23 protein-coding genes are annotated in these 19,724 nt (G+C 66.7%); 21 read left to right on the top strand and 2 right to left on the bottom strand.

Annotated features, from left to right (window positions below; genetic code table 11):
- Positions 1–120: 120 nt before the first annotated feature.
- The gene (locus C8D03_RS25730; protein WP_146170289.1) at positions 121–660 is read left to right on the top strand and encodes a hypothetical protein; all 540 of its coding nucleotides are present in this window, start codon (positions 121–123) and stop codon (positions 658–660) included.
- Positions 661–805: 145 nt separating this feature from the next.
- On the top strand, positions 806–2,107 hold the full coding sequence (glyA, locus tag C8D03_RS25725) for a serine hydroxymethyltransferase (RefSeq protein WP_108050916.1): 1,302 nt from the start codon (positions 806–808) through the stop codon (positions 2,105–2,107).
- A 22-nt stretch (positions 2,108–2,129) separates the two neighbouring features.
- On the opposite strand, the gene C8D03_RS25720 is transcribed toward glyA, so the two are convergent.
- Positions 2,130–3,089: a hypothetical protein gene (locus C8D03_RS25720; protein WP_108050913.1), complete on the bottom strand. Its 960-nt coding sequence runs from the start codon at positions 3,087–3,089 to the stop codon at positions 2,130–2,132.
- 349 nt (positions 3,090–3,438) lie between these two features.
- Between C8D03_RS25720 and nrdR the strand changes: the two genes are divergently transcribed.
- The 12 genes from nrdR to C8D03_RS25660 all read left to right on the top strand — a co-directional run bounded on the left by nrdR (position 3,439) and on the right by C8D03_RS25660 (position 14,181).
- On the top strand, positions 3,439–3,936 hold the full coding sequence (gene nrdR / locus C8D03_RS25715) for a transcriptional regulator NrdR (RefSeq protein ID WP_108051993.1): 498 nt from the start codon (positions 3,439–3,441) through the stop codon (positions 3,934–3,936).
- The gene (gene ribD / locus C8D03_RS25710; RefSeq protein WP_108051992.1) at positions 3,929–5,074 is read left to right on the top strand and encodes a bifunctional diaminohydroxyphosphoribosylaminopyrimidine deaminase/5-amino-6-(5-phosphoribosylamino)uracil reductase RibD; all 1,146 of its coding nucleotides are present in this window, start codon (positions 3,929–3,931) and stop codon (positions 5,072–5,074) included. Before nrdR ends, ribD begins: the two co-directional genes overlap by 8 nt.
- Positions 5,074–5,715 carry a riboflavin synthase gene (locus C8D03_RS25705; protein ID WP_108050911.1) on the top strand — a complete coding sequence of 214 codons (642 nt, stop codon included), beginning with the start codon at positions 5,074–5,076 and terminating at the stop codon, positions 5,713–5,715. Before ribD ends, C8D03_RS25705 begins: the two co-directional genes overlap by 1 nt.
- 42 nt (positions 5,716–5,757) lie before the next feature.
- Complete coding sequence (gene ribH / locus C8D03_RS25700) at positions 5,758–6,267, top strand: 6,7-dimethyl-8-ribityllumazine synthase (RefSeq protein WP_108050909.1); 510 nt, start codon at positions 5,758–5,760, stop codon at positions 6,265–6,267.
- On the top strand, positions 6,264–6,731 hold the full coding sequence (nusB, locus tag C8D03_RS25695) for a transcription antitermination factor NusB (RefSeq protein ID WP_108050907.1): 468 nt from the start codon (positions 6,264–6,266) through the stop codon (positions 6,729–6,731). Before ribH ends, nusB begins: the two co-directional genes overlap by 4 nt.
- A gap of 175 nt (positions 6,732–6,906) precedes the next feature.
- Entirely contained in the window at positions 6,907–7,893 is a 987-nt protein-coding gene (gene thiL / locus C8D03_RS25690) for a thiamine-phosphate kinase (protein ID WP_108051991.1), read from the top strand.
- 42 nt (positions 7,894–7,935) lie between these two features.
- The gene (locus tag C8D03_RS25685) at positions 7,936–9,141 is read left to right on the top strand and encodes an MFS transporter (RefSeq protein ID WP_108050905.1); all 1,206 of its coding nucleotides are present in this window, start codon (positions 7,936–7,938) and stop codon (positions 9,139–9,141) included.
- 51 nt (positions 9,142–9,192) lie between these two features.
- The gene (gene allE, locus C8D03_RS25680) at positions 9,193–9,990 is read left to right on the top strand and encodes a (S)-ureidoglycine aminohydrolase (protein WP_108050903.1); all 798 of its coding nucleotides are present in this window, start codon (positions 9,193–9,195) and stop codon (positions 9,988–9,990) included.
- 242 nt (positions 9,991–10,232) lie between these two features.
- Positions 10,233–12,389: a sodium-translocating pyrophosphatase gene (locus C8D03_RS25675; RefSeq protein WP_108050901.1), complete on the top strand. Its 2,157-nt coding sequence runs from the start codon at positions 10,233–10,235 to the stop codon at positions 12,387–12,389.
- 129 nt (positions 12,390–12,518) lie between these two features.
- Entirely contained in the window at positions 12,519–12,779 is a 261-nt protein-coding gene (locus C8D03_RS25670) for a type II toxin-antitoxin system ParD family antitoxin (protein WP_108051990.1), read from the top strand.
- On the top strand, positions 12,776–13,096 hold the full coding sequence (locus C8D03_RS25665) for a type II toxin-antitoxin system RelE/ParE family toxin (protein WP_108050899.1): 321 nt from the start codon (positions 12,776–12,778) through the stop codon (positions 13,094–13,096). Before C8D03_RS25670 ends, C8D03_RS25665 begins: the two co-directional genes overlap by 4 nt.
- Before the next feature lie 158 nt (positions 13,097–13,254).
- Positions 13,255–14,181, top strand: coding sequence for a DMT family transporter (locus tag C8D03_RS25660; RefSeq protein WP_108050897.1), 927 nt, complete (start codon positions 13,255–13,257; stop codon positions 14,179–14,181).
- A gap of 76 nt (positions 14,182–14,257) precedes the next feature.
- Here C8D03_RS25660 and C8D03_RS25655 read toward each other — a convergent pair whose 3' ends face one another.
- Positions 14,258–14,752: an outer membrane protein assembly factor BamE gene (locus tag C8D03_RS25655; protein WP_108050895.1), complete on the bottom strand. Its 495-nt coding sequence runs from the start codon at positions 14,750–14,752 to the stop codon at positions 14,258–14,260.
- Positions 14,753–14,893: 141 nt separating this feature from the next.
- Between C8D03_RS25655 and C8D03_RS25650 the strand changes: the two genes are divergently transcribed.
- The 7 genes from C8D03_RS25650 to sugE all read left to right on the top strand — a co-directional run bounded on the left by C8D03_RS25650 (position 14,894) and on the right by sugE (position 19,719).
- Positions 14,894–15,448, top strand: a complete 555-nt coding sequence (locus C8D03_RS25650) for a ubiquinol-cytochrome C chaperone family protein (RefSeq protein ID WP_248308626.1) — start codon at positions 14,894–14,896, stop codon at positions 15,446–15,448.
- On the top strand, positions 15,438–15,995 hold the full coding sequence (locus C8D03_RS25645; RefSeq protein ID WP_181301266.1) for a YceD family protein: 558 nt from the start codon (positions 15,438–15,440) through the stop codon (positions 15,993–15,995). The genes C8D03_RS25650 and C8D03_RS25645 overlap by 11 nt, the downstream gene beginning before the upstream one ends.
- Before the next feature lie 115 nt (positions 15,996–16,110).
- On the top strand, positions 16,111–17,184 hold the full coding sequence (gene plsX / locus C8D03_RS25640; protein WP_108050891.1) for a phosphate acyltransferase PlsX: 1,074 nt from the start codon (positions 16,111–16,113) through the stop codon (positions 17,182–17,184).
- A 12-nt stretch (positions 17,185–17,196) separates the two neighbouring features.
- Positions 17,197–18,174 (top strand): beta-ketoacyl-ACP synthase III, encoded by a 978-nt coding sequence (locus C8D03_RS25635; RefSeq protein WP_108050889.1) that lies wholly within the window; start codon positions 17,197–17,199, stop codon positions 18,172–18,174.
- 188 nt (positions 18,175–18,362) lie between these two features.
- Entirely contained in the window at positions 18,363–18,677 is a 315-nt protein-coding gene (locus C8D03_RS25630) for an integration host factor subunit alpha (protein WP_108050887.1), read from the top strand.
- A gap of 49 nt (positions 18,678–18,726) precedes the next feature.
- On the top strand, positions 18,727–19,206 hold the full coding sequence (locus tag C8D03_RS25625) for a MerR family transcriptional regulator (protein ID WP_108051988.1): 480 nt from the start codon (positions 18,727–18,729) through the stop codon (positions 19,204–19,206).
- Between the two features lie 198 nt (positions 19,207–19,404).
- Positions 19,405–19,719 carry a quaternary ammonium compound efflux SMR transporter SugE gene (gene sugE, locus C8D03_RS25620; protein WP_108050885.1) on the top strand — a complete coding sequence of 105 codons (315 nt, stop codon included), beginning with the start codon at positions 19,405–19,407 and terminating at the stop codon, positions 19,717–19,719.
- Positions 19,720–19,724 lie beyond the last annotated feature (5 nt).

The following is a 19,724-nucleotide window of genomic DNA, read 5'->3' as shown; positions in this document are numbered from 1 at the left end:
CTCGTCCTGTCGAAGGGAGGGTCCCTTTTCGCCCGCCTCCGCGCTCATGTCACCCGCTTGCCGGCAACGGGCGATGTCGGGCTTCTGGTTCGTTCATCTCTTCGCGTTATGGAGCGAGCCATGCAGAGAGGCATGATCGACGGGGTGGAGCTGCCTTTCGACGAGGGGCCGGATGTCAGTCTGACCTTCGTGCATGACAATGCGTGGTGGACGCGCCTCATCGTCGGCGGCGCCGGGCTGATGACCTTCATCGCCCCCTACGAACTGCTCTGGCGCCAGAAGAACCCGTTCGCGATTGCGATGCTGCCGTTCTGGTTGATCTCTCTGGGAGCCCTGTCGATCGGCCTGCCTGCGCTGGCCTTTGCGCTGGCGGGGCCGCGCGGACGCATCACCTTCGATCCGACCGTCCGCGCGATCCGTATCGAAGCCGGCCTGTTCGCAGACTGGGCCTGGGGTCGGTTGCGCCGGTTCGAGGACGTGCTGTCGGTCGAGGTGCGGAGGGATGACGAGCCCGACGACGGGCCGTGTTTTGACCTGCGCCTGACATGGCGGGACGGCAGAAGGCCGCTGCCGCTGTGGCGCTTCCGCTCCGAGCATCGGGCGAGCCATGTCGCGGACAGGGTTCGCGCGCTGCTGGCGGGCGCAAATCGGCCCGGCTAGGGCATCGGCCCGAAGGTCCGGCCCGGTTTTCGGAAGGTCATCCTGCGTTCACCCTTGGAAAGCCTGGCAGCCGCGTGCTAGTCAGCGCGCTCATCGACCAGACCGGGCAGGATGAGTGCCCGCTTCCACCCAGTGGAGCCTCGCCATGACCCATGACGCCGCCGCCGAAAAGCATCTCTCGAATTCGTTCTTCGCGGCCTCGCTGGCCGATGCCGATCCCGAGATCGCGCGTGCCATCGAGCTCGAACTCGGCCGCCAGCGCGACGAGATCGAGCTGATCGCCTCGGAGAACATCGTCTCGCGCGCCGTGCTCGAGGCGCAGGGCTCGGTGATGACCAACAAATATGCCGAGGGCTATCCCGGCCGGCGCTATTATGGCGGCTGCCAGTTCGTCGACATCGCCGAGAAGCTGGCGATCGAGCGCGCCACCCGGCTGTTCGGCTGCGGCTTCGCCAATGTCCAGCCGAACTCCGGCAGCCAGGCCAACCAGGCCGTGTTCATGGCGCTGATGCAGCCCGGCGACACCTTCATGGGCCTCGATCTCGCGGCCGGCGGACACCTGACCCATGGCGCGCCCGTCAATCAGTCCGGCAAGTGGTTCAACGTCGTCTCCTATGGCGTCTGCGTCGTCGATCAGGTCATCGACTATGATGCGCTTGAACGTCTTGCCCGCGAGCACAAGCCCAAGGTCATCGTTGCCGGCGGCTCGGCTTATGCCCGCCATTGGGATTTCGCCCGCTTCCGCGCGATCGCCGACGAGGTCGGTGCCTATCTCTTCGTCGACATGGCGCATTTCGCCGGTCTCGTCGCCGGTGGTGCCCATCCCTCGCCGTTCCCGCATGCCCATGTCGCGACCACGACCACGCACAAGACCCTGCGCGGCCCCCGCGGCGGCATGATCCTGACCAATGACGAGGCGCTGGCGAAGAAGTTCAACTCGGCGATCTTCCCCGGCATCCAGGGCGGGCCGCTGATGCATGTCATCGCCGCCAAGGCCGTCGCCTTCCAGGAGGCGCTGCAGCCCGAGTTCAAGATCTACGCCCGCGCCGTCGTCGAGAACGCCAAGGCCCTGGCCGACACGCTCAAGACCAAAGGCTTCGATCTCGTCACCGGCGGCACCGACAACCATCTGATGCTGGTCGATCTGCGCTCCAAGAAGGTTACCGGCAAGGCCGCCGAGATCGCACTCGGCCGCGCCCACATCACCTGTAACAAGAATGGCATCCCCTTCGATCCGGAGAAGCCGATGGTGACCTCGGGCATTCGGCTGGGCACACCGGCGGCGACCTCGCGCGGCTTCGGCGTCGCCGAGTTCAAGAAGGTCGGCGAATTGATCGCCGAGGTTCTGGACGGGCTCGCTGCCAATGGCGAGGAAGGCAACGCCGCCGTCGAGCAGGCAGTCAAGGCCAAGGCCCACGAGCTGACGGCGCGCTTCCCGATCTATTGAGCGGCGTCGGTGTGTTTCCGGCTCAGGGGAAAGTGCCCTTGAGCTGGAACATGATCAGGTTCTCCTGCGCGTTCTCCATGTCCGGGCGGTTCTTGCGGCTGAGGTCGACGCCCAGCTTCATGCTCTCGGTGAGCTTGTAGGAGGCCGAGGCGCTTCCGGTGATGGTGTCGTCCTTGAGATGGGCGGCGACAGCCAATCCGAAACGATCCTTGTTGGCGCCGAGCCTGAGGGTGATGTCGACCTTGGGCCGCGTCATGTCCTGCTTGACGATGCCGGTCAGGTTGATGACGCCATATTTCACCATGACTTCGCCGTTGACTTCGGTCGATTTCCCGACGGTTGCGACGATCTGGAGCGCCAGATCGATCTTGAGCTGCTCCCATTCCAGCTTGCCGGTGACCTTGCCACCGTAGCGATCAGCCGTGGGGTCGAAGATGATGCCACCCACGCCGAGCTTCAGGGCGCCGAGCTTCACCACCTCGAATTTGAGCTTCTCCAGCTCCCTGATGCCCATCGTGTAGGCCGGGCCGGTGGGTTTGGTGATGTAGAGGGCGACGCCTGCGCCAACCGTCAGAACGGCACCCACGACGTAGAGGATGCCCTTGTTGTGGTCGACCCAGACACCGATCGCCGATGATTTCGCCGCCGCCTCGAAGTTCTTGAGCTGGGTTTCCAGTCCCTTGAATTTCGAGGAGGACTTGATCTGCTTGAGATACGCCTCTGTCGCCGCGGTGCGCACGCCGTCGACGACGGAGGACTGGAGCTTGCTGATCTCTTCGGAGGTCAGCTGCGAGCTGGCGGTCGGGCTGCGCGATTGCGCGAAACTCAGCATCGCCTTCTCGGCGGCCTGCAGCAGCGTCGGACTCTTGAAGGTCTGGATCAGGCGTTCCGGCGACCGGGCGATCTCGGAATCGAGCAGGTCGAAGGCCAGCAGCACGAGGCCGCCGAAGGCATCGACGGGGTTACCAGCGTCGTCGGACATGATGTGCTTCCTGTTGCTTTCTTCCCCGGGGGAAATTCAGCAGCTACATCGCGACACGCAATGCGCTGCTCGGTTGCCTGCAGCGACTGGCGGCAAGCGATTGCAGGTCGCGGGTCCGCCATTGCGAAGGCAGGAACGGGGAGGTCGCAGCAGGCGGCCCCGCGTTGCTCCCGCTTCGCGCCATGATAGAAGCTCGGCTTCGCCGAAGGTGACGATCCCCGGATTGGTCGTCGCGAGGCGAGCCGAGGTTCAAGCAGCCGGTATCTTTTTCGCTGGCCTGCGACACGGGCGCTGAGGCAATGAAGGGCCGGACGGCATCGTCCGCCCGGCAGGTCCAAGGATTCGCATGATGCGCTGCCCCTATTGCGGCTCCCTCGACACGCAGGTGAAGGATTCCCGCCCCACCGACGATTCCGCCTCGATCCGGCGCCGGCGCGTCTGCCCCGATTGCGGCGGCCGCTTCACCACCTTCGAGCGCGTGCAGTTGCGCGAGCTGACCGTGGTCAAACGCTCCGGCCGCCGCACCGTCTTCGACCGTGACAAGCTCCAGACCTCGATCGAACACGCGCTGCGCAAGCGCCCCGTCGCTCCCGAGCGGATCGAGCGCATGGTCAACGGCATCGTGCGCCAGCTCGAAAGTTCCGGCGAGGGCGAGATTGCGAGCTCGACCATCGGCGAACTCGTGATGGAGGGGCTGAAGTCGCTCGACGATGTCGCTTATGTCCGCTTCGCCTCGGTCTACAAGAATTTCCGCGAGGCCCGCGACTTCGAGGAAATCCTCGGCCAGCTCAGCAGCGATGAGGAGGAGGGCGAAAGCCCGCCGCCGCCAGCCCGTGCCGATGACTGATCCAGGCCGCGAGCCGGCCGCGATCGACCGAGCCTTCATTCGTCAGGCGCTCGATTTCGGCGCGCGCGGGCAGGGCACGACCTGGCCCAACCCCTGCGTCGGCGCGCTGGTGACGCAGGCAACGCCGGACGGTCCGGTCATCGTCGCGCGCGGGCACACCCAACCCGGCGGCAGGCCGCATGGCGAGGCCAACGCCTTCGACCGCGCCGGCCCGAATGCGGCGGCCGGAGGCACGCTCTACGTCACCCTCGAACCCTGCTCGCATCGTACCATCCGCGCCGCGACGCCTTGCGTCGAGCGCACCATCCTCGCCGGTGTCCGGCGGGTCGTCTGCGCCATGGCGGACCCGAACCCGCTGTTCCGGGGGCTCGGCTTCGCGCTGTTGCGGGCGGCGGGTATCGCGGTCACCACCGGCGTGCTCGAAGATCAGGCGCAGCGCATCCATCGCGGCCATGTCCTGCGCGTCACGCAAGGCCGGCCGATGGTGACCTTCAAGATCGCGCGGACGGCAGACGGATATGCCGGTGGGCCGGGCGGCTCGCGGCTCGCGGTCTCCTGTCCGGCGGCCGGCGGCTGGGTCCATCTCCAGCGTGCCCATCACGATGCGATCATGCTCGGCATCGGTTCCGTGCTCGCCGACGATCCCTTGCTGACCGTACGCCTGCCGGGCATGGCGGCACGCTCGCCGATCCGGATCGTGCTGGATTCGCAACTGCGCCTGCCGCTGTCCTCGCAGCTGGTGAAGACCGCAGCCGAGGTCCCGGTCTGGGTCATCGCGACGGAAGCAGCGCCGGTCGAGCGCGAGCTGGAACTGGTTGCTGCGGGCGTCGAGGTGATGCGAGTTTCCGCCGGCGCCGACGGCCATCTCGACCTCGCCGAGGCGCTGCACTTGCTGGGCACGCGCGGCCTGACGCGCATCTTCTCGGAAGGTGGGCCGACCGTCGCCGAGAAGCTCGCGCTCGCCGGCCTTCTCGACGAGGTCATCGTCTCGACCTCCCCGAACGCGCTGGGCCAGCCCGGCATTATCGCCGTGCGTCCTCCCCTTGCCGCGCTGCTGGCGGATGGCGATGTTTACGCCCGCGTCGAGACCGGCTTCATCGGTCGCGACCGTTTCGAGCATTTCACGAGGACAGGCTGATGTTCACCGGCATCGTCACCGCCATCGGCAAGGTCGTCGAGGCCGAACGCAAGGGTCCGAGCCTGAAGCGCCTCGCGATCGCCTGCCCCTATGAGGCCGCGGGCATCGAGATCGGCGCCTCGATCGCCTGCGGCGGCGTCTGCCTAACGGTTACCGCCCTGCGGCCGCGCGAGGACGGCGAGCCCGGCTGCATCTTCCAGGTCGAGGCTGCCGCCGAGACCCTTGCGAAGACGAAGGTCGGGGATTGGGAGCCGGGCACGGCGATCAATCTCGAACGCTCGCTCAAGGTCGGCGACGAGCTCGGCGGCCATCTCGTCACCGGCCATGTCGACGGCGTCGGCCAGATCCTGAAGATCGAGCCGATCGCGCCCGACCCGGACGAGCCCTGGGGCGCGACCGCCCGCTTCCACATCCGCGCGCCTGAAGGCCTGCCGCGCTTCATTGCCGCCAAGGGCTCGATCTGCCTCGACGGCACCTCGCTGACGGTCAACACTGTCGCGGACGATGTCTTCACCGTGCTGCTGATCCCGCATTCCTTCGCCGTCACCACCTGGGGGCAGCGAAAGGAGGGCGATCCCGTCCATGTCGAGGTCGATCTGATGGCGCGCTATGCCGCGCGGCTTGCGGAGGCGCGCGGCTAGGTCTAACCAGCGCCCTCATACTATTCGACAAGGACAAGAACCATGGCCGGACCCCGGCAGATATCGGCTGAACAGGCCGCAACTCCTGCCGTCCCGCTGGACGGCGCCCGCGTGCTCGTCGTCGAGGCGCGCTTCTACGACAAGCTGGCTGATGAGCTGCTCGAGGGCGCACTCGCCGTGCTCGACAAGGCCGAATGCCGCGTCGATGTCGTCACCGTGCCCGGCGCGCTCGAAATTCCCTCCGCTATCGTCATTGGCCTGCGCGCCGCCGACGAGGCTGTCGATCCTTACGAGGCGGTCATCGCGCTCGGCACCGTCATCCGCGGCGAGACCGGCCATTACGACATCGTCGCCGGCGAAAGCTCGCGCGCCCTGATGGATCTCTCCGTCGCTTTTGCGCTGCCGCTCGGCAACGGCATCCTCACCGTCGAGACCGAAGCACAGGCCTGGGCCCGCGCCAACCGCTCGGAGATGGACAAGGGCGGTGGCGCTGCGGAAGCGGCGTTGGCGGTGCTGCGCTACAAGCGATCGCTTGGGGAGCAGTCGACGTGAGCCGGGCCGAATTGCGGCGCGGCGCGCGCCTGTCGGTCGTGCAGGCGCTTTACGAGATGGAGATTGGCGGACGCGGCGTGGTCGAGGCCATGGCCGAGTTCGAGGCCTTCTGGATCGGCAAGGAGGTCGAGGACATCGAGCTTCCCAAGGCCGAGATCGCCTTCTTTCGGGATCTGCTCGGCGGCGTCGTGCGCGAGCAGCGCCTGGTCGACCGCGCGGTCGACGATCTGCTGGCCGAGGGTTGGCCGCTGAAGCGGGTCGAGGCCGTGGTCCGCGCCATCTTCCGCGCCGGCGCCTATGAGCTGGGCTTCCGCAAGGATGTGCCGGCCCGCGCCGTGATCTCCGAATATGTCGCGGTCGCGCGCGCCTTCTACGAGGGCGAGGAGATCGGCATGGTCAATGCCGTTCTCGACAAGCTCGCCCGCGATTTCCGCTCCGACGAGTTCGACGCCCCGGCGGCGTGAGCGGTCAGAGGCGTTATGAAACACGGCCGTCATCCCGGACGCAGCGAAGCGGAGCTCCGGGATCCATCGTAGGGAACTGCGCTCGACGATGGATCCCGGATCGGCGCGGCTTCGCCGCTTGTCCGGGATGTCGCGGCGCATGTGGTGATCTGTGGCGGTTCAAATGGCAGCGGACATGGAACGCCCCGGCGAATTCGAACTGATCGCCCGTCACTTCGCTCCGATCGCCGGTCCTGGCGGGCTCGGGCTTCTCGACGATGCCGGGCTGCTCAGGCCGGCGCGAGGCTATGAGATCGTCGTGACGGTAGATGCGCTGGTCGCCGGCGTGCATTTCTTCCCCGGGGATCCGCCGGGCTCGATCGCCCGCAAGGCGCTGGCGGTCAATCTGTCGGACCTCGCCGCCAAGGGCGCGAAACCGGAAGGCTTCGTGCTCTCGCTCGCCTTGCCGAAGGGCTGGGACGAAGCATGGCTGTCAGGCTTTGCTGCCGGCCTCGCCGGTATGGCGACCGGGAGCGGCTGCCCCCTGATCGGCGGCGACACCGTTGCGACGCCGGGGCCGCTCACCCTCTCGATCACCGCTTTCGGCAGCGTGCCGGCCGGCCGCATGGTGCCGCGCTCCGGCGCCAGGTCTGGCGATCTGATCCTCGTCTCCGGCACGATCGGCGACGGCGCATTGGGCCTGAAGGTGCATGGTCCCGACAAGCCGGGCTGGGTCGCGCGTCTGGGCAAGACGGAGCGCGCCTTCCTGGCCGATCGCTATCTGCATCCGCAGCCGCGCCTTGCGCTTGCTGCCGGGCTTCAGACCCATGCCTCGGCCGCGATGGACGTCTCTGACGGGCTCGTCGGCGACCTCGCCAAGCTGCTGAAGGCCTCCGGCGTCGGCGCCGAGATCGACCTCGACGCCGTCCCCCTCTCGGAGCCGGCGCGCGCTGCGATCATGGCCGATCCCGCACTGGCGGAACTGGCCTGGACCGGCGGAGACGACTACGAAATTCTCTGCACGGCCTCGGAGGGAGAATATCCTGCTATGGTCGCGGCGGCGCAGGCTGCCGGAATCGCGCTGACCGGGATTGGTCGGGTGACCGATGCGGCCGGCGTGGCGACATATCGCGAACGGGGCAGGGCGCGCAGCTTCGCGCGGGGCTCTTTCGCTCATTTTTGAAGGCGACCCTCGAAGCGTCGCCTCGTCGAGGGCGGCAGACGCATGAACCAGCATGTTCCGGTCGGTGACGGCGATGCGCTAGCCAAGCGCAATTCCGTGGTTCTCGCCTGCGCCCAGGCACTGGGCGGTTCGAGCCCCCCGATCGTCATCTCGCTGGGCGGCATCGTCGGCTCGCAGCTCGTCACGGACCAGACCTTCGCCACTGTCCCGGTCAGCCTGATGCAGCTCGGCATCGCCTGCGGCGTCATCCCCGCCGCGATGCTGATGCGGCGGCTGGGGCGTCGCAACGGCTATCTGCTTGGCACGCTGATCGGCGCCACGGCCGCCAGCATCGCGGCCGCCGGCACCAGCGCGCGCCTGTTCTGGCTGTTCTGCCTCGGCACCTTCGCATGCGGCCTCTACGGCGCCTTCGTGCAAAGCTACCGCTTCGCCGCGGCCGATGCCGCGACCGAGAGCTTCAGGCCGCGCGCGATCTCCTGGGTCATGATCGGCGGCATTGCCGCCGGCATCATCGGGCCGCAGACCGTCTACTGGACGCGCGATCTCACCCCCGACGCCCCCTTCGCGGCGAGCTTCCTCGCCCAGGGCTGCCTCGCGCTGCTCGCCATGCTGGTGATCCTGCAGTTGCGCGCCCCGCCGGTCGCCAAGCTCGCCTCGGCCGGCGGCCGTCCGCTGGCCGAGATCATGCGGCAACCGAAATTCATCGCCTCGGTCACGGCGGGCCTCGTCACCTATGGGCTGATGAGCTTTCTGATGACGGCGGCGCCTTTGGCCATGATCGGCTGCGGCCATTCGGTCGGCGACGCCGCGCTCGGCATCCAGTGGCATGTGCTCTCCATGTTCGGGCCGAGCTTCTTCACCGGGCGGCTGATCGCCCGCTTCGGCAAGGCGCGGGTCACGATGGCGGGGCTGCTGCTGACCGCTCTCGCGGCGGTCGTCGGGCTGTCGGGCCTCAGCGTCGCCCATTTCTGGCTCGCGCTCATTCTGCTCGGCGTCGGCTGGAACTTCGGCTTCATCGGCGCCACCGCGCTCGTCACGGACTGCTACAGGCCGGAGGAGCGCGTGAAGGTCCAGGCCGCCAACGACTTCCTCGTCTTCGGCTCGGTCGCCATCGCATCCTTCTCGTCGGGGGGCCTGCTCCATGCCGGCGGCTGGAACAGCGTCAACTGGCTGGTCTTCCCGCCGGTGGTGGTCGCCCTGGCACTGGTCGCCTGGCAGGCATCGGGCAAGCGCGCCATTCCGGCTTGACGCTTGCCGGCCCGATCCTTGCTCGAACCGGCGACTTGGCAGGAGAGATAGATGCGCCCCCACCAGCTTCCCCAGACCGCCGGCAGGCCCGCCGTCGGCGCGATCGGCCATAACCGCGGCGTGGTCGCGCCGAACTACGCTTTCATGCCGCCGGAAGGCGTCCTGGTCAGCCGCCTGCCGCATCTCGACAAGACGATCGCGCGCATCCTCGCCGCGCCCGTGCTCGGTGCCGCCTTTGCGCAATATGTGCTGGAGATCGCGCCGGGCGGCGGCACGCGCGCACCTTTCGCCGAGGACGGCATCCAGCACTTCTATTACGGCCTCTCCGGAGAGGCCGCCTTCGCGATGGGCGGGACCTCGGCGGCCTTCGGGGAAGGCAGCTTCGCCTATGTCCCGCCGGGCACCGCCTTCAGCCTGCGCAATGACGGCGCCGAGCCCGTCCGCATCCTCGCCCTGCGCAAGCGTTATGCACCCGCTGCCGGGCTCGCCGTGCCAGACCCCATCCTTTCGCATCGGGATGCCGTCCCCGTCACCAACCACACCGGCATGGAGGGGCGCGGCTTCCAGTTCCTGCTGCCCTATGGCGACCTGCGCTTCGATTTCGAGATGAACCTGATGTGGTTCAAGCCGGGCGCCTATTTCCCCGATGTCGAGACCCATGTGATGGAGCACGGGCTCTACATGCTCGAAGGGCAGGGGCTCTATTTTCTCGGCCGCGACTGGCACGAGATCTGGGCGCAGGACTTCATCTGGATGGGCGGCTATTGCCCGCAGCAATTCTATCCGACCGGCTTCGGCGATGCCTGCTACCTGCTCTACAAGAACGTCAACCGCGACGTGATCTTGTGAGGCGGTTCCGGCGCGCAATGCACGCGTCGGATGGCAGGAGCCGAGCAAGCTTCCAACTGGACCAAAACGCAAACAGGGCATTTGCGATTCTGTCGGAAACTTGGCACAAATTCGGCCGACGTTGACGAGGCGCATGCGGGTGCGAGCTTTCGGGCCCGGCGTTTCATGTCTTCGACGTCCAAGAAGTCTAAGGGGAGCAAAAAGTCTTCCCGCGGGTCGAAAGCTCAAGGTCAGGAAACCGAATGTCCACTCTGCTCATCATCATCTTACTCAGTGCATTATCGATCGCCTACGGCGTCTGGGCCTATGCGGACGTGATGAAGCGTGATGCCGGCAATCAGCGCATGCAGGAGATTTCCGCAGCGGTGGCTGAAGGCGCGCAGGCTTATCTCAAGCGTCAGTACGTCACCATCGCGATCGTCGGCGCGGTTCTCTTCGTGGTGCTGATCTATCTGCTCGGCAAATGGGTCGGCATCGGCTTCCTGATCGGCGCGGTGCTTTCGGGTCTGGCCGGCTTCATCGGCATGAACGTCTCGGTGCGCGCCAATGTCCGCACCGCCCAGGCCGCCATGCAGTCGCTGGGGGACGGCCTCGACGTCGCCTTCAAGGCCGGCGCGGTCACCGGCATGCTGGTGGCGGGCCTGGCCCTGCTCGGCGTCGCCGTCTATTACGGCGTCCTGACCTCCATGCTCGGCTTCAGCCCGTCCAGCCGCGTCGTCATCGATTCGCTGGTCGCTCTCGGCTTCGGCGCCTCCCTGATCTCGATCTTCGCCCGTCTCGGCGGCGGCATCTTCACCAAGGGCGCTGATGTCGGCGCCGACCTCGTCGGCAAGGTCGAGGCTGGCATCCCCGAGGATGATCCGCGCAACCCGGCGACCATCGCCGACAATGTCGGCGATAATGTCGGCGACTGCGCCGGCATGGCGGCCGACCTGTTCGAGACCTATGCGGTGACGCTGGTCGCGACCATGGTGCTCGCCGCCATCTTTTTCGCCGGTCAGGCGACGCTCGGCACGATGATGCTCTACCCGATGGCGATCGGCGCGGCCTGTATCGTCACCTCGATCATCGGCACCTTCTTCGTCAAGCTCGGCGCCAACCAGTCGATCATGGGCGCGCTCTACAAGGGCTTCATCGCCGCCGGCGTGCTCTCGGTCGGCGCCATCGCCGCCGTGAATTACGTGATGTTCGGCGGCTTCTCGGCCTCCTTCACCACGGGGCAGGGCGTCACCTTCACCTCGGGCGGGCTCTTCGCCTGCGCGCTCGTCGGGCTCGCCGTGACGCTGCTGATCGTCGTCATCACCGAATACTACACCGGCACGGGCAAGCGCCCGGTCGTCTCGATCGCGCAGGCCTCGGTGACCGGGCACGGCACCAACGTCATTCAGGGCCTCGCGGTCTCGCTGGAATCGACTGCGCTGCCGACGATCGTGATCATCGCCGGCATCATCGTCTCCTATGGCCTCGCCGGCCTGTTCGGCATCGCCATCGCCACCACCGCGATGCTGGCGCTGGCCGGCGTGGTCGTGGCGCTCGACGCCTTCGGCCCGGTCACGGACAATGCCGGCGGCATCGCCGAGATGGCGGGCCTGCCCAAGGAGGTGCGCCACTCCACCGACGCGCTCGACGCCGTCGGCAACACCACCAAGGCGATCACCAAGGGCTATGCGATCGGCTCCGCCGGCCTCGGCGCCCTGGTGCTCTTTGCGGCCTACACCTCGGATCTGAACTTCTTCATCGGCGAGGCCAACAAGGCGGGCTCGACCACGTTCCAGTACTTCAAGGGCGTCACGGTCGATTTCTCGCTGTCCAACCCCTATGTCGTCGTCGGCCTGCTGCTCGGTGGCCTGATCCCCTTCCTCTTCGCCGGCATGGGCATGACGGCTGTCGGGCGCGCGGCGGGCTCCGTCGTCGAGGAGGTCCGGCGCCAGTTCAAGGAGAAGCCCGGCATCATGGACGGCACGGAGCGGCCGGACTATGCCCGCGCCGTCGACCTGCTGACCAAGGCCGCGATCAAGGAGATGATCGTGCCCTCGCTGCTGCCTGTGCTCGCGCCGATCGTGACCTTCTTTGCGATCAATGCCATCGCCGGCAAGAACCAGGCGTTTGCTGCGGTGGGCGCCATGCTCATGGGCGTCATCGTCACCGGCATCTTCGTCGCGATCTCGATGACCTCGGGCGGCGGGGCCTGGGACAACGCCAAGAAGTCCTTCGAGGACGGCTTCGTCGACAAGGACGGCGTGCGCCACCTGAAGGGCTCCGAGGCGCACAAGGCCTCGGTGACGGGCGACACTGTCGGCGACCCCTACAAGGACACGGCGGGCCCCGCCGTGAACCCCGCGATCAAGATCACCAACATCATCGCATTGCTGCTGCTGGCGATCCTGGCGCATTCCTGACGCCTGATGCCCAGCCGACTATGAAGCGACCCCGCGGAGCGATCCGCGGGGTTCTTCTTTGCGGCGCCAGCGTTGCAGGATGGTCATGACAATAATAGATATTGGTCGCACGGGAGCTTGGAGGTCGTCATGGCTGTGAGTGCGGAACTGGGCCAGCGTCTTGAAGAGGTACTGGAGACGCTCGTTGCATCGGGCCGATACAACTCGAAGAGCGAGGTCCTGCGCGAGGGGGTCCGCCTTGTTGAGGAACGTGAGATGCGCCTGCTGGCTCTGGATCGCGCACTGGCGATCGGGCTGGAGGAAGCAGATGCCGGCAGCCTGATGTCTGGCGGCGAGGTTTTTGCCGAACTCCGCTCGCGCTACGGCCGTGAGCCCGGCAAGGCGGGATGAGACTTGCCTTCACCCCGACGGCGCGTCGCGACCTGCAGGAAATCGGCGACTATATCGCGCGCGACAGCTGGCAGCAGGCATTGCGGTTCGTCATCGGGCTGGAGCGATTCTGTGCGGGGCTCGTCTCGCAGCCGGAACGCTACCCGCTTCTGCCGCAGCGCAGCGATCGCCAAGTCCGGCGGGCGCCACATCAGGACTATCTGATATTCTACGCGTCGGCGCGGCGACCATCGCAATACTGCGTGTACTGCATTCCGCCCGCGATGTCGGCCGGATTGTGGAAAGCCTCTGAGCGATCTCGAACATTCAAGTCTTAATGTAGTGATAGACGTTTTTTCTCAACAGCTTGAGTGAAGGCGTTGAATCATATTGTTCGGTGACTGACGGAGCCCGGAAGCTACGTCCGCGACCGTAGCGTTCCGACGAGCCTTTCCGCCCTTGCGCTGGCATGACGTCTCCAACCAGGGAGACCATCATGACCACGCCTTCTGTTACCACCGCCCGCTCCGGGCCGGGGCGCACGACCGATCTGGCCTTGCTGCTCGTGCTCGCGACGCTCTGGGGCGGCTCCTATACCTTCATCAGGATCGGCGTCGAGACGATCCCGCCCCTGACCCTCATCGCCGCGCGCACGCTGCTGGCGGGGGCGGTCCTGCTGATGGTGATCCGCTGGCGCGGTCTGCGGCTGCCGCGGGACCTCGCGACCTGGCGGCTCTTCCTTGTCCAGGCCTGTCTAAACAGCGTCGTGCCCTTCACGCTGATCGCCTGGGCCGAGCGCAGCGTCGAGGCCGGCCTTGCCACCATCCTGAGTTCGACCAGCCCGATCTTCGTCGTCCTGCTGACCGGCCTGTCGACCTCGGCCGTGCGGCTGCCGCCTCTCAGGCTGGTCGGGATCATGGCGGGCCTCGCCGGGACGGTCCTGATCGTCGGCGTGCAGGCGATGTCGGGCGTCGGCGAGCAGTTTTCGGCCCAGCTCGCACTGGTTGCGGCCAGCCTTTGCTATGCGGGCGCCGCCCTGTTCGGGCGCCACTTCAAGGGGCTCGATCCGATCATGCCCGCAGCGGGCTCGCTCGTCTGCGGAGCGATCGTCCTGCTTCCGCTCAGCCTGATGCTGGACCGGCCCTGGACGCTTGCGCCCTCGGCCGCCTCGGTCCAGGCCCTGATTGCGCTGTCGCTGTTTTCGACCGCGCTGGCCTTCGTGATCTATTTTAGGCTGATCGCGCGGCTGGGGTCGGTCGCGACGACATCCGTCGCCTATCTGCGCGTTCCCACCGGGGTCGTGATCGGAATGGTCGCTCTCGGGGAGGCTTTGGCACCGACGGCCTGGGCCGGGCTGGTCCTGGTTGTCGGTGGCGTGCTGGCGATGACGCTGCCCGTGCGCGAACGGAGCCCTTCTTGCTGAGGCGCACCCGCGACCCAATGAAAAACCCGCGGCGCAAGCCGCGGGTTCCTGTCGTTTCGGATCTGCCGTCGCTGCGCTACGAGCCGAACGGGCTGAACTTCGTCACGCCGCGGAAGAGGTTGCGCAGGAAGCTCTGCTCCTCGCCGCCGGTCGCGGTGGTGCGGCTGATGAAGTCGAAGATCACGCCGTCCTGCAGGCCGTAATGGGCGATGCGCTCGACCTTGAACCCCTTGTTGAAATAGATCACCAGCACCTTCTGGTCGATGACGCTGAGGTCCTGGAACTGGAAGCGCCGGCTCACCGTCTGGCTGATATAGTAGAAGGTCCGGTTGCCCACGGTGGAGGTGGTGGAGGGCGTGCCGAGGATCGACAGCACCTGCTGCACGTCCATCCCGACTTTCACCTGCGCAATCAGCGCATCGTCGGCGACGAAGCCGCGGTTGAACTCCTCGTTCATGCCGGACGAGGAGGCGAGCTTGAAGCCGCCTGCATTGGGGCCGCAGCCCGCAAGGGCCAGAGACGTCGTCGCGAGGGCACCGAGGAAGGCTGTACGGCGAGAAAAGGCGATCATTCGGACAGCATCCAGTGGCGCTGCGGCAATGGGCCAAAGCCCAAGCCGCTTGTCAAACGGGTGGAGGTTGGCGTAACGCCCGAGGATGGCTTTGGCAAGGCAAGGACGTTCTCCGAGCCGCCGGCCGGAGATGCGAGTATCATGTTCGGTTTGTTCGGCAAGCGCGAGGACAGGCAGGCCCCGGTCGATGCGCTGTTTGCGCGTATCGCCGAGGCGTCACGCCAGCCTGCGCTGTATCTCGACGGCGGCATCCCGGACAGTTTCGAGGGCCGCTTCGAATCGCTGACGCTGCATGTCTTCCTCGTCCTGCGGCGCCTGCGCGAACTGCCGTCCCCGGCCGGCGATCTCGCCCAGGAACTCGTCGATGCCTGCTTCGCCTATCTCGAACTCGGCTTCCGCAATGCCGGCATCAGCGACATCGCCGTTCCCAAGCGCATGAAGAAGATCGGCCAGATGTTCTATGGCCGCATCCGCGCCTATGAGACGGCGCTGGAGACGCAAGGCGCCGACGATCTCGTCGATGCGCTGCGCCGCAATGCCAGCCCGGAGCAGACCTCGGGCAAGGGGGCGGCGATGCTCGCCGCCTATGCTCGCGGCGCGCAGGCGCATCTCGCCGGGCTCGACCTTGATACCATCCTGCGAGACGGTCCGTTGTTTCCGGCCCCGGCCGGGATGGAGGCCAGCCATGGCGCCTGAGTCCGCCGCTGCCCTGCCGCTGCATCGGCCCGTCCGGGTCGACGAGATCAAGCTGCGCGGCTCCAGAATCGCCGTCCATGCCGAGGCGGCCGAGCTTGCCGGCATTGCCCGCATGCTCGATCTGCCGTCGGTGGAAGCGCTGGAGGCGCGCTATCTGCTTTCGCGCAGCGGCGAGCGGGTCAAACTGGAGGGTGAGATCAAGGCGGCGCTGCACCAGACCTGCATCGTCACGCTCGATGCCTTCCCGGTCTCGCTCTCTGTGCCGCTGAAGCTCGATTTCGCGCCCGAGATGCCCGAGAATCCGCGGCGCAAGAGCGCCGACGCGGATGGCGGCGAGATCGATGTAGAAGTCCGGCTTAACGAGGACGATCCGCCCGAGCCGATCCTCGACGGCGTGATCGATCTCGGCGCGGTGACGCTGGAATTTCTCGCGCTGGCGCTCGAGCCTTATCCCCGCAAGCCCGGCGCCGCTTTCGCCGAGCCCGCTCCGGAACAGCCCCCTGAATCGCCTTTCGCGGCTCTGGCGCGGCTCAAGCGCAGCGAATGACGCGCCTCGGCGGTCTCAACGTGGCTTGCGGCGCACGCCCAAGTCGCTATTGTCCCGCCCGCATCGAGCCGCCCCGGAATGAAGGTCGGCCGCTCCTGGGATCAACCATCACTCCATGACACGTTCGGTTACAATCGCGCTCGATGCGATGGGCGGGGACCACGGTCCTGCCATCGTCATCCCTGGCGCCGCGCTGACGCTGGAGCGCCGCCCCGATGCCCGCTTCGTGATCTTCGGGGATGAGGGCCAGGTTCTGCCGCTTCTCGAGCAGCACCCGAAGCTCAAGGCGGTGACGACCTTCCACCACACCGAGGTCTCGGTGAAGATGGACGACAAGCCGAGCCAGGCCTTGCGTTATGGCCGCTACAAATCCTCGATGTGGCGGGCGATCGACGCGACCAAGACCGGCGAGGCCGACGTGACCGTCTCGGCTGGCAACACCGGCGCGCTGATGGCGATGTCCAAGTTCTGCCTGAAGTCGATGCCCGAGGTCGATCGTCCGGCGATCGCCTGCCTGTGGCCGACGGTGCGCGGCGAGAGCATCGTGCTCGATGTCGGCGCGACCATCGGCGCCGACGCCCGCCATCTCGTCGATCTCGCCGTGATGGGCGCGGCCATGGCGAGGGTGGTGTTCGATCTGGATCGTCCGACCGTCGGCCTGCTCAATGTCGGCGTCGAGGAGATCAAGGGCGTCGAGGCGGTGAAGGAGGCGGGGCGCATCCTGCGCGAGAGCAACCTGCCGCATCTGAGCTATCACGGCTTCGTCGAGGGCGACGACCTCGGCAAGGGCACGGTCGATGTCGTCGTGACCGAGGGCTTCACCGGAAACATCGCCCTGAAGACCGCAGAGGGTACCGCTCGCCAGATCAGTTCCTATCTGAAGGCTGCGATGAGCCGTTCGCTGATGGCCAAGATCGGTTACCTGTTCGCGCGCGGCGCCTTCGCGGCGCTGAAGGACAAGATGGATCCGCGCAAGGTCAATGGCGGCGTATTCCTCGGCCTCGAGGGCATCGTCATCAAGAGCCATGGCGGCACGGATGCCGAAGGCTTCGCCAGCGCGACCGAGCTTGGTTACGAGATGGCGCGCGAGAACCTGATGGCGAAGGTGCGCGAGATGGTTGCGGCGTCGGCGCGGCAGGAGGCGTCTGCACAGCAGGAAGCGGCTGCGCAGGCAGCCGCCGTCCAATAGGGAAGCGCGTCTTTGTCTATTCTGCGTTCTCAGATCGTCGGCTGCGGTTCCTATCTGCCGGCGCGCATCGTCACCAATGCGGAACTGGCCCAGCGTGTCGACACCACCGACGAGTGGATCGTCCAGCGCACCGGCATCCGCCAGCGCCATGTCGCGGCCGATGACGAAACCACCTCGGCGCTCGGGCTGAAGGCGGCGCAGGCCGCGCTGGCCGACGCCGGCATGGACGCCAGCGAGATCGACATGATCATCGTGGCGACGGCGACGCCGGACCACACCTTTCCCGCGACCGCGACACAGATCCAGGCGGCGCTCGGCATCGAGGGCGGCGTCGCCTTCGATCTCCAGGCGGTCTGCTCGGGCTTCGTCTTCGCGCTCGCCACCGCCGACAAGTTCCTGAGCACGGGCGCGGCGAAAACCGCCATCGTCATCGGCGCCGAGACCTTCTCGCGTATTCTCGACTGGGAGGACCGCACCACCTGCGTCCTCTTCGGCGATGGCGCGGGCGCTGTGGTCATGAAGGCGGCGCCGGGTGACGGCACGCTGGCCGATCGCGGCGTCCTGACGACGCATATCCGCTCGGATGGGCGCTACAAGGACAAGCTCTATGTCGATGGCGGGCCGGGCTCGACCAAGACGGTCGGGTTCCTGCGCATGGAGGGCAAGGAGGTCTTCCGGCATGCGGTCGTCAAGCTCGCCGAGACAGTGCGGCACACCTTCGACGAGACCGGGCTGAGCGGTGCCGACATCGACTGGTTCGTGCCGCACCAGGCCAATCGCCGCATCATCGACGCCACCGCCGACAAGCTCGGCATCGGCCATGAGCGCGTCGTGGTCACCGTCGACAAGCATGGCAACACCTCGGCCGCTTCGATCCCGCTGGCACTCGCCGAGGCGCATCGCGATGGCCGCATCAAGCGTGGTCAGCTCGTCCTGATCGAGGCGATGGGCGGCGGCTTCACCTGGGGCTCGGCGCTGATCCGTTGGTGAGCTGCAAGGGCGGAAATTCCATCGAATGTTCTGGTTTTTCTGCCTTTTCGCGCAATTTTTTGATGGCGGGCGCATTGGCGCCCGTTGGAGCATTGACCCGGGCTGCGGCTCCGCCTAGCGTCCGCCGTCCGTAATGGCGAAGAGCAGGTGGCGACCCCACCGGCCGGATAACGCCTTGGAGGATATGGATGTCGGGGCAAACGGTTACGCGGGCCGATCTGTGCGAGGCCGTGTATCAGAAGATCGGCCTTTCGCGGACCGAGTCATCGAAGCTCGTCGAGGCTGTGCTCGACGAGATTTGCGATGCGGTTGCCCGCGGCGAGAACGTCAAGCTGTCTTCGTTCGGGTCCTTCGTCGTGCGCGACAAGGGCGAGCGAATCGGGCGTAATCCCAAGACGGGGGTCGAGGTCCCGATCGAGCCGCGTCGCGTGATGGTGTTCAAACCCTCGAACGTGATGAAGGCCCGCATCAACGGACAGTTGGGTGAGGGCGAAGACGAGTGAGCCGAGATAAGTGAGCGGGGCGTTCCACAACGGCGATACCGAGGCCGACATGGACACCAAGAGCGCAGATGCCTTCCGGACCATCAGCGAGGTCGCCGAAGACCTCGATATTCCTCAGCATGTCCTGCGTTTCTGGGAAACGCGCTTCTCCCAGATCAAGCCGCTCAAGCGCGGCGGCGGCCGGCGCTATTACCGGCCCGACGACGTCGCCCTGCTGAAGGGCATCCGCCGGCTGCTCTACGGCGAGGGCTATACGATCAAGGGGCTCCAGCGCATCCTCAAGGAGCAGGGGCCGCGCCATGTCCAGGCGATTGGCCGGGGTGCGCCGGTCGGCTCGCCGCCGGGTGAGGCCGGAGGGGCGCCGTCCCGTTCCGCAGCCGAGTCCGCACCGCGGCCCTCCGCCCCGTCGCGACAGCCGGTGCCGCCGGGTCTCGATGACATCACGCTGCTGACCGCCGTCATGGCCGAGCTCGGCGAGTGCAAGCGCATCCTCGACCGCGCGTTGCAGCCTCCGGCCGAAAGCGCCTGAGGGAGCGGAGATTTCGGGAAGGCCGCTGCTCCGCTGGCGGTCTCCAGCGTCACTTGGGATACCCGCTCCACTTGGAATGACGATGTGTTTCCGAGCGCGAGCGACTTGCTGTAGAAGCGGGACAGAGGACGACCTCGGCGCAATGCCGCTTCCCTTTCAGGCGTGGACGACCTCGCCCCTTTCACGAGGAGCGCCGCCATGGCCTGGCTCTATCTGTTCGTCGCCGGACTATTCGAGGTCGGCTGGGCGATCGGCCTGAAATACACGCAGGGCTTCACCAGGCTGGTACCGACCGTCCTGACGCTTGCCAGCATGGCGGTGAGCATCGGACTGCTCGGCCTCGCCCTCAAAACCCTGCCTGTGGGGACCGCCTACGCGGTCTGGACCGGGATCGGCACGGTCGGCACCGCTGCGCTGGGCATGCTTGTGCTCGGAGAGCCGGCCACGGTGCTGCGGCTGGGCTGTATCGGCCTGATCGTCGCCGGCATCGTCGGGCTCAAGCTGGTCGCCTGAGCTGG

Source organism: Bosea sp. 124 (assembly GCF_003046175.1).
GTDB lineage: Bacteria > Pseudomonadota > Alphaproteobacteria > Rhizobiales > Beijerinckiaceae > Allobosea.
This window is presented reverse-complemented; position numbering and strand designations above follow the sequence as displayed.